Below are 13,253 nucleotides of genomic sequence, written 5' to 3'. Positions count from 1 at the left end.
CTGTTTTGTTCATCTCCAGTTTATGGTTCTCCAGTTTGGAGATGGTAAGTATCTTGTTAGTGAGAGCAAACAAGTGGTCTGTTTCGCTTTCCGCTATGTTCATGTATTTATTCTTTATCTCCGGTTTGCCTTCCAGTCTTCCGCTTTTCAACATATCCTGCACCATCATAATTGTGCTGAGAGGTGTTTTCATATCATGTACCATGGCGTATGAGAAGTCCTCACGGATTTGGGATATTTTGTTTAATTTGAAGATATATTTAATCTGATAGACAGTGCAGACTATTGTTAGAATAGTCATTATGATTGTTGTTATGAATATAATCCACATCTTATTAAATATATTCCAATATGGATTTATCAGAACTAGCTGCATGCCAATGGATTTATCTAATTTTATGGGAATAACCTCAGTCTTGATGATTCCTAGCTTGGGAATTGTTATCTTTTTACTTGTTTGTATAGTTTTGCAGGAATCAATGACGCAGACTATGAATTCAGAGTTGATATTTTTTTTACTTAGTTGCAGAAGATGGAGATTAACCCTAAAATTGTTATTATATGAATGTATTTCTGTTTAGACATTTTTTTATTTGCAAAGTTAATAACATTATGCAGATATATAACCAAGCTTTTGCAGAAAACATTTTAACCTAAAGATAACGTATTGATAACATAAACTTTTGTTCTTTACGCATACATTTGCAACATAAGAAATAACAAATGAAGTATAACTTAAAAAAATGAACACAATGAAAAAGACACTATTATTCGCGTTGCTGTTCTGCATCACGCTTGGTGCTAAGGCGCAACTGTTATGGAAAATATCAGGTAACGGACTTGACAGACCATCTTACGTTATAGGAACGCATCACCTTTCACCGCTCAGCATTAAGGACAGTATAGCCAGTCTGCAACAGGTTATTGACCAGACAGAACAGGTGTATGGTGAACTCGTGATGGAGGATGCCACAAATCCTGAATCTGTTATGAAGATGCAGCAAGCTATGGTACTGCCGGCTGATACTACACTGAAAAGTCTTTACACAAAGGCACAATATGATACCATAGCATCAGTGGTAAAGACTTATTTAGGAGTAGATCTTGCCTTGTTCGACAAGCTGAAACCTGCGGCTGTAACTACCCAACTGGCATTGGCTTTGGCTATGAAATCGCTGAAAGGATTTAATCCGCAAGAACAGCTTGATACTTGGTTCCAGACTCAGGCACGACAGGCTGGAAAGAAGGTAGGAAGTCTGGAAACCATTGATGAGCAAGTAAATGTTCTTTACAATTCGCAAACTCTGGCACGTCAGGCACTTCTGCTGCACTGCGCCGCTACGCATATTGAGCAGGGTATTGACCAGACATTACGTATGACCAGTGCTTACATGAAACAGGATTTGGATGGACTGCTTTCTATCATTGAAGAAAAGATGAACAATTCCTGCGACAGTACTCCTGAAGAGCAGGAAGCGCTGATATACGGACGTAACGCAAACTGGGCCCGTCAGTTACCGGACATTATGAAACAGTCCTCAACCTTGTTCGTGGTAGGTGCCGGACATTTGCCTGGTCCAAAAGGTTTGCTGAAGTTGCTTCAGAACCAGGGATATAGGGTAGAGGCTATGAAATAGACCATGAATTATAATATATGAATCTGATCATACATTATATAACTGTATTTCTATTGGAATTTATAGTGCCGTTTAGGCGTGCGCACGTTCGAGTTTAAATGTGCGCCCATTCGATCTTAAACGTGCGCACGTTTTACCTGAAATGTGCGCACGTTTTTTTCGGAACACGAGGAAGGAAAAATCCGTACAATAACGGTCAGTAAAGTTTACCAAATAGAATCCTTCAGATTTTTCTATTAAAAGTTTAATGATGTAATCCCTGATATTCTGTACGGCTGTTTGCAGAATGTCAGGGATTTTTTATTCTTCATAATAGTTTATTTATCGCATTAGATTAAAAATATATCGTTTTTCGATAAATTTTTCTTATTTTTCTTTTGTTATTCAAAATTAGTATATATATTTGCATATCGAAAAACGATAAATATTTATTGAAAACAAGTAAGAGACGATTAAAATAATAACAACGAATAAACATTGAGATTATGAAAACAGTACGTATTTTAGGATTTGTGGTAATAGCGATAATCGTATTTTTCGCTTCTACTGACGTGCTCAGAAAGTTTGGTGAAACAGATGATTCTATTCCTCGTACATATGTTGGGATGAATCCGGTATTGGTTTCTGTAGTACAAGATAAAACTTTGATTCAGGATAGTCTGTACAATTATGCAGAGAGCAGGAAAGTGCCATATAAGCTGGATACTATATCTACGTATGTTACTTTTGATAGTTTTTATACTGATTACTTTATAATACTGACAGTCCCTTTTCTGTTATTTTTCTTATATGGCTTTGTATCTCTTGTAGGTCTTCTGCTGGATATTTGCCGTAATAAAGTGCTTACCAAAAAGAATGTACGCCGTATGCGTATGTTTGTTTATTCTTTTGTATTGTTTTCAGCAATAAATGAATTAGGGGAATATATAGAGTATTCTCAGGTTGTGAACGAAATAACTTTACCGGCAGGTTATACGATTGACGCTTTCGGACTGAAATATCCTTGGATATTGTTTATGTTGTTGGTATTGTTTGTCGAAATATTTGCCAAAGCAGAGAAAATAAAGGAAGAAAATGATTTGACCATTTAAAAATAGATAAAGATTATGAAAATCAAAGTTTCTCAGAAAAAACAATTGACTATGTTTTGTAGTCTTACGGTTGCATATTCAAGCATGCTTGTCGGAATACTGCGTTTCGGTCTTGAAATTGCTGATGTAATTTTTATGGATACAGTATTCAATTATGAGACTTGTACAAGATTGGTAATATATACATGTATAATCCTGTCGGCAATATCCATAGTACGTTTCCTTAAAAATGTAGATAAAGGATTTGTTTTCGATAAAAAGAATATATATCCTTTGCGATTCTTTGCGTGGACTGTTACCTTGACAGGGATAATCCTGACAGTGATAAACTCAATCAATGACTCCGATAGTCAGACATATATGTTTTTCCTATTAATAGGAATCTTTATAAACATACTCTCAGAAGTGTTCAATCTGGGAGTGAAAATGAAAGAAGAACAGGAACTTACTATTTGAATCATAAAATAATTAAAGGGAATAACAATGAAGACGATATGGAAAATACTCAAACAGCGCTATAAAGATATGGGTAATCTTCTGTTTGCTGTTCTGGTTGGAATGATAAGTGTAATGATGTATTTTGGTCCTACTATTGTAAGACTTTTGCTGGCTGGCACTTCTGAACGGATGCTGGGCGGAGTGTATGCATGTAATTTATTGGTCATTCTTGTGTTTTGCTTTTGTATAATCAGGATTGACTGCCGAAAACTGATTAGTAATAAGACTGCTGGTATTCTGGAGAATATTGGCTCTTTTACGGTTCTTTTTATGTTGATTCGTAACTCTTTTGCAAAGAGAGCAGGTGATTTGGGGGATGAATTTTTATATTCATTGGATTGGTTCACTATTATGTTATTTGGAATTATGATGGCATTTATAGGAAAGATAGTGCGCCGTGCGGTAAAAATTAAGGAAGAAAATGATTTGACCATTTAATAGGAATAGAATTATGAGCGAGATTAAGCCTGATAAAAAACTTGTAAAATATTGCGAGGTTATTTCTGTGATAACAATAATAGCCGCAGCTATGTACGGATTTCCTAATATACTGGATCTTTGTTATGAAATGGGAAAGGATGATAGCGACACATTTATATGGTACGCCTTGGTAGTAGGTATAGAGAGTTACGCCATAATGTTTGTAGGAGTTCTGTCGTATGTGATGGTTCGTAATGTGAAGCAGGGAAATATCTTCAGCCGTGTGAACAAGCGTATCCTGAATGCCATAGGTGTTTCAACTACTTTGTCCGGAATACTTATAAATATGATAATTCGTTTAAGTCCTCTTGAAATGCCGACTGAGGTTTGTGTGTTATTTATAATCTTGGGGATGATGTTTGTATTGACTGCCTGTATTTTCGAGATAGGAATACGAATGAAAGAAGAACAGGATTTGACAATTTGATAGATTAAAAAACTGACATATATGCCTATAATAGTGAACTTGGACGTAATGATGGCGAAACGCAAGATTTCGCTTGGTGAACTGGCCGAACGCATAGACCTTACTCCGGCAAACCTTTCTATACTTAAAACGGGAAAGGCTAAAGCTATACGTTTCTCTACTTTGGAGGCTATCTGTAAGGAACTGGACTGCCAGCCGGGAGATATTCTGGAATACAGGGATGAATGATGTCTTAACGTAAAGATAACATAGCGATAACATAAACTAATTTTCTTTGCGCATACCTTTGCGGCATAAGAACAACTAATCAATATAAAAGTTATGAGAAGAATTATTAAACTGGCTTTTGTAGCCATTGCAGGATTTGCCTGCTTGCCGGTAGCTGTCAGGGCACAGCAGATGCCTCCGGTACCTGTGGATAAGGAAGTGAGAATAGGTAAACTGGATAACGGACTTACATACTATATCCGTCATAATGAATATCCTAAGAACCAGGTGGACTTCTATATCGCCCAGAAGGTGGGTAGTATCCTTGAAGAGGACAACCAGCGCGGATTGGCGCATTTCCTTGAACACATGTGTTTCAACGGAACTAAGAATTTTCCGGGAAACTCAATGATAAAATGGCTGGAGTCTGTAGGTGTGAAGTTCGGTTATAACCTGAATGCCTATACCAGCATTGATGAAACCGTATATCGTATCTCCAGTGTGCCAACTGAACGTATCGGGGTGCAGGATTCATGTCTGATGATTCTGTCCGACTGGGCTGACGGTCTTTTGCTGGAAGGTAAGGAGATAGACGAGGAACGTTCTGTTATACATGAGGAATGGAGAAGCCAGCTGCCTCCAAATATGAGAATTCTGGAGAAACTGCTTCCGGTGATATATCCTGACAGCAGATACGGACACCGTCTTCCTATAGGAACCATGGAAGTGGTGGACAATTTCCCTCATCAGGCTTTGCGCGACTATTATGAAAAGTGGTATCGTCCTGACCTGCAGGGTATAGTAGTGGTGGGGGACATTGATGTGGACCGCATAGAAGGCAAGATTAAGGAACTGTTCTCAAAGATTGAGAAACCTGTAAATCCGGCAGAAAGGGTTTACTACCCTGTGGCAGACAATGAAAAGCCTATTGTCGCTTTCGGCTCGGATAAGGAGCAGGATAAATATGTGGCTCAGATTATGTTCAAGTATGATGCCCTGCCTGATTCATTGAAGGGTACGATGGCTGATGTTACAACTTCTTATCTGCTCGATATGGCCCAGATGATGCTTCAGATACGACTGAACGAACTGGGACAGAAGGCGGATGCTCCGTTTGCCGTAGCTTCTGCATTTTACGGTGAGTTTATTATGGCAAAGACTAAACAGGCTTTCCAAATGGCTATGGTTCCTAAGGGTAACAGCTTCAACGAAGGACTGAAGGCTGTCTATCGTGAGGCTCTCCGTGCCAAGAGGGGAGGATTTACTGCCACTGAATATGCGCGTTGCCGTACAGAATATCTTTCTCAGCTTGAAAAGGCATACAATAACCGCAACCAGCAGGAAAACAAGACTCTTGCAGAATCGTATGTACGTAACTTTATCGACAAGAAGCCTATACCTGGTATAGAGACAGAATATCAGATGATGAGCATGATTGTAAACCAGATACCAGTGGAAGCTGTAAATCAGGTGTTCTCGCAGATTGTTTCGGATAAAAATCTGGTTGTTCTCGGTATGATGCCTGCACGCGAAGGGGAGTCATGTCCTAAGGATGATGATATACTTGCATTGCTTTCTCAGGTGGAAGCAGAAAACATTGCTCCTTACGTTGACAATGTAAAGGATGAACCACTGGTAAGCGAATTGCCTGCAGCCGGAAAGGTGGTGAAGGAAAACATGCTTTCTGATTTCGGTGCCAAGGAATGGATTCTTTCAAACGGTGCCAAAGTGATATTGAAGAAAACTGACTTCAAGGCTGACGAAATCAATATGATGGCTGTAGCAAAGGGCGGTACTTCGGTTTATGGCAATGACAAGGCTGCGGACCTGATGTTTATGCCTGCCGTATTGGAACAGCACGGTCTGGGTAATTTTACCAATTCTGATCTTACCAAGCTGATGGCCGGCAAGCAGGTATCCCTGAAAGTTGCTTTTGAGGATTATGTACGTAGTCTTTACGGAAATACCACTCCGAAGGATCTGAAGACTTATATGGAGATGATATACATGACTTTCACAGGACTGACAGTAACAGAGGATGAATTTGCTGCAATGCAGAATCTGTATAAGGGATTGATTCAGAATCAGGAGCAGAACCCTAGTTTTGTTTTCCAGAAGAAGGTTCAGGAATTCCTTTATACTTCGCCTAACAAGCAGGTGTTCGGTGTAAGTGATATTGAGAAGGCAAACCGTGATAATATCCTTTCTATCATACATGAGCAGCTTGCCAATGCAGCGGACTTTACATTTGTATTCAGCGGAAATTTTGATGAAACTGAATTAAAGACACTTGTTGAACAGTATATCGCTTCACTGCCCTCTGTGAAAGGAAAGAAACAGGAATTGAAATATAACAGTGCGGTAGAAATCAAGTCCGGTAGCGAAGAAAAGGATTTCACAATGAAGATGGAAGTGCCTCAGGGTAGTGCTGCTGTCATCATCAGCGGAAAGATGCCTTACTCGTTCAAGAACAGACTGATGGCTTCAATGTCGGCACAGATAATCTCTACACGTCTATTGAATGAGGTTCGCGAAAAGGAAGGTGCAGTATATAGCATATATACTCAGGGCTCTCAGGACAGACTGTCAGAAGTGTCAGTCACATATCAGACTATATTCCAGGTTAAGCCTGAAAAGAAAGACCGTGCGCTTGAAATAATCCGCAGCGAGTTTGAAAAGCTGGCAAAGGAAACTCCGGCAGAAGAACTTGACAAGGTGAAGGAATTTATGGTTAAGCAGTATGCCGAGAACGAACATACCAACAGTTATTGGTGTTCTATGATGGCAGGCAACGAACTTAAACCGGCCGAAGTATTTGCTCAGGCAGAAAAGGCAATCTTGTCTGTCACTCCAAAAGAACTTTCGGAATATGTCGGCAAAGTTATGAAACAGAACAACTACAGGGTGTTGGTTATGATGCCTGAAAATAAGTGATAATTTAGCCTGGTTCTATTGTGGCAATATTGCACAATATGAACCAGGCTTTTTTTATGTGTACTTATTTATCAGTAGCTTATCTTTATGCCTGCAAATATAGAACGTGGCATTCCAGGGCCATAGATATACCCTGAGTCTCTGTTTGCACCTTTGTCGAAGTCTTTCTGATAGGCATTGAATATATTCTGTACCCCTGCATTTAGCTGAAGAGTTGTACTCTTATACAGACTGAAGTCATAAGAGACTTTTAATCCTATATCCATAAAGCTTCTTGTCTTTTCTGTTCTGTTTTCTTCGATATATCCTTTGTGATGTTCCACCAGCATACTTCCTGTATATGTACCTGATAACGCTACATTAAACTGTTTCACCGGAGCGTATGTCATTGTAAAGTATCCGTATGTGTTTGGTGTACGGAACATTCTTTTTTCTTCTGCTACATCTTCACCCCATGATCTTGCTTCCTTATATTCAGCTTTTTGGAGTGTTAATCCTGCTTGCAATTGCCAGATATTGCGCCATGCAAGTTTGCCCTCCAGTGTTCCTCCATAAACAACAGAACCTTTTTCGTTTCCGCGTTCCATGATAAGGATACCGTTTTCAATACCGATTTCTGTCAGTGCAAATACATCTGAGATGTTTGTGTAGAATCCTTCTATTAGGAGATTTCCCTGCCAGTCGCCCCAGTTGTGATACATATCGGCAGAGATGCTTGTGCTTTGTGATTTTTCTTCTTTCAAATCTTCTGCCAGACGAATCATCGAAACTGTACCTCCCACATTCTCTATATGAAGGTCTTCATCGAATGCCTGTGGAGCACGGAAACCGAATGAATAGCTTGCACGCAGATTGATATTCTCAGTAGGGTTGAAACGAAGGTTTGCTCGTGGGCTGAATATAGGTTTGCTCAGCATGCTGTGTTTGTCCAGACGCCCACCGATAAGGAAACTCCATATTTCGTTTTTCCATTCGTTCTGTGCAAAAGCACTCATAATTCTTACTTTCTGTGCTACGTATCTGTTATAACCCCACTGGTTGTCTTTCAGATTGTCGTAATTATATTCTGTACCGGCTGTAAGGTCGGCAGGCATGAACAGACATTTGTCCCAGTGATAGTTGTATTGCGTTCCTGCTATCCATGTGAGGTCGGTAGTCCCTCCATACGCCTTGAGTGCAGCCTCACTGCCTTGCCCGCCACCATAGTAGCTGTCGCGGTTAATATGCTGGGCTGATGTATAGATGCTCACGCGATGTTTCTCGTTTGGTGAGAAGTAATCGAATTTCAATCCTCCGGTGTTTATGCTGTGAGTGAGCTGTTCGGCTATGTTTGCTTCGTGGGCAGGCCTGTCGAGCATGTCACCTCCGCGTCTGAATTCCTGCAGATGATGATATTCCATTGTAAGTTTGGAGTAAGTACTTGTCTTGATATACGAACGCATACCTACAGTCTGATTCTTGAGTTTAGGAAGTTCTGTGAAACCGTCGCCGTCGTTATCATAACCGTTTCTTTCTCTGTTTTGTCCGAAAACAGCGATTCCCATTTTCTGATCTTCTGTGACCAGTGAAGCATTCATTGTTGTATTATTTTCGAATACGCTGCCATCACCGATACCGGTAATAGTGTGTGATATCTGTGCCGAGTTTCTTATCGGTTCTTTTGTTATGATGTTTATGGTGCCTGCAATGGCTGACGAGCCGAACAGAGCAGAACCGCCACCACGCATTACTTCCACCTGGTCTATCATATTTGCTGGAATCTGTTCAAGACCGTAAACTCCGGAAAGGGCGCTGAAGATAGGACGGGAGTCAATAAGGATTTGTGTATAAGGACCATCCAGGCCGTTTATCCTGACTTGCTGGTATCCGCAGTTCTGGCAGTTGTTTTCCACTCTCACACCAGGCTGGAAGTTCAAACCCTGAGCCAGACATGAAGAGTTTGTATTCTCAAATGTCTTCATAGAAACTACATTTACCAGTGTAGGTGCCATACGGCGGGTAGTTTCGTTTCTGTTTGCAGACACCACAACACCTTCCAATGAAATGAGGTCTTCCTCTATTTCGAAATTCATTTCGATGGTTTTACCTTTCTTGAAGTTTATTTCTTTGCGTACAGTTTTGTAGCCTACTGATGAAACCTCCACTGTGAATGTCCCTTCAGGAAGGTTTTTCAGAAAGTAATGACCGGTTTCATCGGTGGTTGTACCGATAGTAGTACCTTTCAGGCTTATTGTAATAAAAGGAAGATGCTCGTGTGAATGTTTGTCTGTCACGTGCCCAATCATGTTAGCGTCCGATTCATTAAGTTTGTATGCATATAGCTGGTAGGGGAGCAATGTTAGTATTGTTCCCAATATAATGGTATATATTGTTTTCATTTGATTTTGCGTTTTAATTTTTAGACATGATATATGTGTACACTTTCATAACGAAAGCATACAGTATAAATAAAGAATTGATTATATCAGTCTAATGTCGGAGGGGCACGCAGAGAGACAACTCCGTATGTAGCACAGTGAGGCTTGTTGCAGACAGCAGGTGTTATCAGAACAGCAAGTAGCGTGAGCCACAATACCGGAGTCAACGGCTGTGGAATATCACCGTATGTATAAAATGAAGATAGGAAAAAGATTGTTTCGGCCTGTTGTGCCGTATGAGTATGTTCACTTTTGTATGGATGGGAATGTACAATGATAACTCCGTTTACTACATGGGTATGTGTAAACAGTGTTATTCCCCCGAAATAGAATATAAATAATATCGGAAGGAAAAAGCGCATGAACTTTAAATGCCTTTTTTCCTTAAGCATGTATAGCCTTTGTGTATGTACTAGTCCCTATGTGTTTGCAAAGATACAATAACTCAGGGTTATTGTCAAATGTCTGTTAATGGTGTTGATGTAGATTTAATGGAATTGTAACGATAAATACCTATTAATGATTAAAAAGTAGGAAGTTCGGTGTGTATTTATACCTACTTTTAGGTATTGTCATCCTTTTGCTATCGCGATAATTTTGCGATTGAAAATTAAAGGCATTTTATGAGACCTAATTTGTTGTTAATATTAATATTCTTAATTACTCCTATAACCGGATTTTCATATAATATCTCAGGGAAAATACTTGATGTAAAATCTAAAAAGCCAATAGAGTTTGCTACTGTATGGGTTGAGGGTACGGGTATTGGTACCGTGACAGATGTAAATGGAAGTTTTCTGGTAAATAGTCTTTCTGAGGGTAATTATGAAATTATCATTAGATGTTTGGGCTACACAGAGAAAAAGGAGAAAATATATCTCATGAAGAATGCTGATGTAGTATTTTATCTTTCTGAAACATCTTTGGCTTTGGACGAGGTGACTGTTACGGCTGAGAGAAAAGCAAATGATGCAGCCACGACTTATACCCTGAACAGGACAGCATTAGACCATTTACAGAGTGTAAGTGTAACGGATGCCTTAAGCCTGTTACCAGGTGAACAGACAAACAAATATAAAACCTTGACATCATCAGAACAGGTTGTTACTTTGAGAGGTGAAACTACGGAGATGGGTAATCCTGATTTTGGAACTGTAGTTGAGATGGATGGAGTAAGACTTTCCGGTAATGCTACTGCTCAATCTACAGGTGGAACTGATTTAAGGAATGTGGGTAATAATAACGTAGAAAGAATAGACGTTATTACAGGTGTTCCTTCTGTGGAATATGGTGACTTGACAAATGGTGTTGTCAGAATAATAACACGAAAAGGTAAAAGTCCTCTTTTTGCAAACATATCAGTACGTCCCAACACGCAGTCATATTCATTGAGTAAGGGTATCGACCTGGGAGGAAAAAGAGGGATAGTCAATCTGTCATATGAGCGTGTACGTTCTGTCTCTGATATTGCATCTCCATATACTTCATATATGAGGAATGCCTTTGGCTTCAAGTATTCCAATGCAGTAAATTATTCGTCAGGACGGAATCTTTCCATGGATTTCAGCCTGAATGGTAATGTGGGAGGACTGAATTCAGAATCAGATCCGGATGCTTTCAAGGAGACTTATACCAAGGAAAAAGATAATGCCTTGTGGAGCAGCGTCGCTTTCAATTATATGATAAACTCTAATTGGCTTTCAAATCTGAGATGGGGAATGACTTTCTCTTATTCTGATAAGATGTCGGAAGTGAAGACAAACCAATCTGCATCATCGGCCATGCCTGCTTTGCATACCACAGAAGAAGGGTATTTCGTAGCTTCCAGATATGAAGACAATCCTTCGTCGCCAATAATTCTGTTGCCTACCGGATACTGGTATGTCACTACATATAATGACAACCGTCCGATAAATTATTCTGCTTATGTTAAAGCCAAGTGGACACATAAGATTGGAAATATAACGAGTAATTTACTTTTGGGCTCCGATATTAAGTCAGACGGAAATCTGGGAAGAGGAGAATATTATACAGATATGTCCGTTGCACCGACCTGGAGAGAATACAGATACGATAATCTGCCGTATATAAATAACTGGGCCTCATATATAGAAGAGGATTTGAATGTAGCATTCAAAAATTCCAGTCTGAATCTGAAAGCTGGTTTGAGAAATGACATGACTGTAATATCCGGTTCTGATTATGGAACAGTTTCAAGTCTGTCCCCAAGAATCAGTGCGAAATATTCGTTTGGTAATTCTGATAAAGGATTCTTCAGAGGAGCAACTGTCAGAATGGGATGGGGGAAAGCTGTAAAACTTCCTTCATTTGAGATACTTTATCCTAGGGAAACATACGTTGACAGACTGGCTTTTGCTCCAGGAACAATGGCTGACGGAACTACATATTATGCATACCACACTCATCCGGTTACTCCTATATATAACTCATCACTGAAGTGGCAATATAGCATAATGCGTGAAGTGGGTGCAGACGTTAATTTTAAATGGGTAAGAATGTCATTATCCTTTTATTATAACAGTATGATGAGTCCATATACCAGCACGAGGTTTTATTCACCTTTTGATTATAAACTTACTGACCAGAGTGCTTTGGAGTCTTGTCTGATTCCTTCTTCAGACAGAATTTACAGTATTGACCGTAATACCGGTATCGTTACCGTATCCGATAAAACAGGAACTTTTCCTTCGCAGGAACTGGATTACAAAGTTGTAAATGATTTTCAGTCGGCAAGCATGAGTATAAATGGTTCTTCGTCTTCGAGAATGGGACTGGAGTGGGTATTGGATTTTGATAAGATCAGATCAATAAACACTTCAGTACGAATAGATGGAAAGTATTACAGATATAGAGGTATTGATGAAGTTATTGTGCCATCCAGGGTTAACCTGACAAGTTCAGACGGGCAACCATATAAATATATAGGATATTATGTTGGCGGAACAGGTAATTATAATGGTTTCGAAAGTAAACGCTTAAATACAAATCTGACTTTTATCACTCATATACCTAAACTGAGAATGATCTTCTCATTGCGTTTTGAAGGAACATTTATGAATACACGTCAGAATTTGAGTGAGTACAGTGGAGGAACAAGAAGTTATGTAATTGACGGCAGAGGTGATTATTTGCCGTCCGCTACGGATAAAGATATTTATGATGGAGAAAATTATGTAGTGACTTATCCATTGTATTATGTATCCCGCGATGATATGGATACCAAAGTTCCATTTATGGATAAGCTGTTGTGGGCATACGATAATGATAAGGACTTATATAATGAGTTGACTAAACTTGCTGTAAAGAGCAGTTATGGATATATCTTCAAGAAACAGAGTTATTCACCTTATTTCTCAGCCAATCTCAATGTGTCAAAAGAAATAGGCAAGTATCTTACTGTCTCTTTTTTCGCAAATAACTTCTTCTACAATATGCAGAAGATAAAAAATGAACAGACAGGAAACGAAACATCATTGTTTGATTCAAGCCTGATTACTCCTTTTAATTACGGAATTTCATTTAAACTAAAATTATAACTGTT

11 protein-coding genes are annotated in these 13,253 nt (G+C 39.2%); 8 read left to right on the top strand and 3 right to left on the bottom strand.

All coding sequences use genetic code 11. The features are described 5' to 3' along the window. Window positions 1-301: histidine kinase dimerization/phospho-acceptor domain-containing protein (locus tag H6A61_RS01190; protein WP_275951547.1), on the bottom strand; the 301-nt coding region annotated here is incomplete at its 3' end. A gap of 451 nt (window positions 302-752) precedes the next feature. Here H6A61_RS01190 and H6A61_RS01185 point away from each other — a divergent pair. The 7 genes from H6A61_RS01185 (at window position 753) to H6A61_RS01155 (ending at window position 7,274) form a co-directional block, all read left to right on the top strand. Next, window positions 753-1,637 (top strand): TraB/GumN family protein, encoded by an 885-nt coding sequence (locus tag H6A61_RS01185; protein WP_204390453.1) that lies wholly within the window; start codon window positions 753-755, stop codon window positions 1,635-1,637. A 485-nt stretch (window positions 1,638-2,122) separates the two neighbouring features. Next, the gene (locus tag H6A61_RS01180; RefSeq protein WP_204390452.1) at window positions 2,123-2,728 is read left to right on the top strand and encodes a DUF2975 domain-containing protein; all 606 of its coding nucleotides are present in this window, start codon (window positions 2,123-2,125) and stop codon (window positions 2,726-2,728) included. 15 nt (window positions 2,729-2,743) lie between these two features. Next, window positions 2,744-3,184: a DUF2975 domain-containing protein gene (locus H6A61_RS01175; RefSeq protein ID WP_204390451.1), complete on the top strand. Its 441-nt coding sequence runs from the start codon at window positions 2,744-2,746 to the stop codon at window positions 3,182-3,184. A gap of 27 nt (window positions 3,185-3,211) precedes the next feature. Then, the gene (locus H6A61_RS01170; protein ID WP_204390450.1) at window positions 3,212-3,664 is read left to right on the top strand and encodes a DUF2975 domain-containing protein; all 453 of its coding nucleotides are present in this window, start codon (window positions 3,212-3,214) and stop codon (window positions 3,662-3,664) included. A gap of 13 nt (window positions 3,665-3,677) precedes the next feature. Then, window positions 3,678-4,133, top strand: a complete 456-nt coding sequence (locus H6A61_RS01165; RefSeq protein WP_204390449.1) for a DUF2975 domain-containing protein — start codon at window positions 3,678-3,680, stop codon at window positions 4,131-4,133. A 21-nt stretch (window positions 4,134-4,154) separates the two neighbouring features. Continuing rightward, complete coding sequence (locus tag H6A61_RS01160) at window positions 4,155-4,361, top strand: helix-turn-helix domain-containing protein (protein WP_204390448.1); 207 nt, start codon at window positions 4,155-4,157, stop codon at window positions 4,359-4,361. A gap of 93 nt (window positions 4,362-4,454) precedes the next feature. Continuing rightward, on the top strand, window positions 4,455-7,274 hold the full coding sequence (locus tag H6A61_RS01155) for a M16 family metallopeptidase (RefSeq protein WP_204390447.1): 2,820 nt from the start codon (window positions 4,455-4,457) through the stop codon (window positions 7,272-7,274). Window positions 7,275-7,345: 71 nt separating this feature from the next. Here H6A61_RS01155 and H6A61_RS01150 read toward each other — a convergent pair whose 3' ends face one another. Beyond that, window positions 7,346-9,652: a TonB-dependent receptor gene (locus H6A61_RS01150; RefSeq protein WP_204390446.1), complete on the bottom strand. Its 2,307-nt coding sequence runs from the start codon at window positions 9,650-9,652 to the stop codon at window positions 7,346-7,348. A gap of 86 nt (window positions 9,653-9,738) precedes the next feature. Further along, window positions 9,739-10,083: a hypothetical protein gene (locus H6A61_RS01145; protein WP_204390445.1), complete on the bottom strand. Its 345-nt coding sequence runs from the start codon at window positions 10,081-10,083 to the stop codon at window positions 9,739-9,741. Between the two features lie 231 nt (window positions 10,084-10,314). Here H6A61_RS01145 and H6A61_RS01140 point away from each other — a divergent pair, with 231 nt between their 5' ends. After that, window positions 10,315-13,248 (top strand): TonB-dependent receptor, encoded by a 2,934-nt coding sequence (locus H6A61_RS01140; protein WP_204390444.1) that lies wholly within the window; start codon window positions 10,315-10,317, stop codon window positions 13,246-13,248. The last annotated feature ends 5 nt before the right edge of the window (window positions 13,249-13,253 follow it).

Source organism: Bacteroides caecigallinarum (assembly GCF_016901995.1).
In the GTDB taxonomy this organism is placed as follows: Bacteria; Bacteroidota; Bacteroidia; order Bacteroidales; family Bacteroidaceae; genus Phocaeicola; species Phocaeicola cellulolyticus.
This window is presented reverse-complemented; position numbering and strand designations above follow the sequence as displayed.